This window comes from Methylobacterium sp. WL103 (genome assembly GCF_008039885.1).
GTDB lineage: Bacteria > Pseudomonadota > Alphaproteobacteria > Rhizobiales > Beijerinckiaceae > Methylobacterium > Methylobacterium cerastii.
On sequence record NZ_VRUX01001009.1, the window covers coordinates 1 to 954 of the forward strand.

At 70.3% G+C, this 954-nt stretch carries 2 protein-coding genes; one reads left to right on the forward strand and one right to left on the reverse strand.

All coding sequences use genetic code 11. From position 1 onward, the window contains the following. The coding region (locus tag FV222_RS27390; protein WP_147816279.1) for an SH3 domain-containing protein at positions 1 to 496 on the forward strand (496 nt) is incomplete at its 5' end. A 56-nt stretch (positions 497 to 552) separates the two neighbouring features. Here FV222_RS27390 and irr read toward each other — a convergent pair. Next, the coding region (irr, locus tag FV222_RS27395; RefSeq protein ID WP_147816281.1) for a Fur family transcriptional regulator Irr at positions 553 to 954 on the reverse strand (402 nt) is incomplete at its 5' end.

Sequence of the window (954 nt, forward strand, 5' to 3'; positions counted from 1 at the left end):
GGCCGCGCCCGCCGCGGGCGGCGGCCCCGAATCCGGCGTGGGTCCGGTCACCAAGCTGCCGCTGCCGCGCTATGCCAGCCTCAAGACCGATCGCGTGAACCTGCGCGAGGGGCCTTCGAAGGATCACCGCACCCTCTGGGTGTTCCAGCGCGCCGGCATGCCGGTGGAGATCGTCGCCGAGTTCGAGACCTGGCGCCGCATCCGCGATTCGGAAGGGACCGAGGGGTGGGTCCTGCACTCGTTGCTGTCGGGCCGCCGCACCGCGATCGTTACCGCCTCGAAGGGCGCCGACAAGGCCGCGATCCCGCTGCGGGCGCGGGCCGACGACGGCGCCGAGGACGAGGCGCGCCTGGAGGCCGGCGTGATCGGCAGCGTGAAGAGCTGCACCGGATCGTGGTGCCGCCTCGTCGTCGCGCTGCCCTCCAAGCGCGACGTGGACGGCTACATCCACCAGGACCGCCTGTGGGGCGTCTACCCGAACGAGAAGGTCGACTAAGAAAAAAGGCCCGGTTCGCACCGGACCTTCTTCGATTCGGAGACGTTGACGGCCGCTCAGCTCTGGCGGCGGGCGCCGGCCCGGCGGCGGAGGCGGACGATCACCTCGACGCCGGCGATCTCCATGCCTTCCGGCGCGTCGGGAAGCGATTCGACGGTGATGCCGCAATCGGGCATGTCCATCACCTGACCTTCGTCCTCGAGGAAGAAGTGGTGGTGCTCGGAGGGGTTGGTGTCGAAGTACGCCTTCGACCCGTCGAGCGCGAGCTGGCGCAGAAGGCCGACCTCGGTGAATTGGTGCAGGGTGTTGTAGACGGTGGCCAGCGACACCGGAACCTTGGCGCGCATCGCCTCGTCGTAGAGCATTTCCGCCGTCAGGTGGCGGTCGCCGCGCCCGAACAGCAACCAGCCGAGCGACAGGCGCTGGCGCGTCGGGCGCAGGCCCGCGCGGCGCAGGCG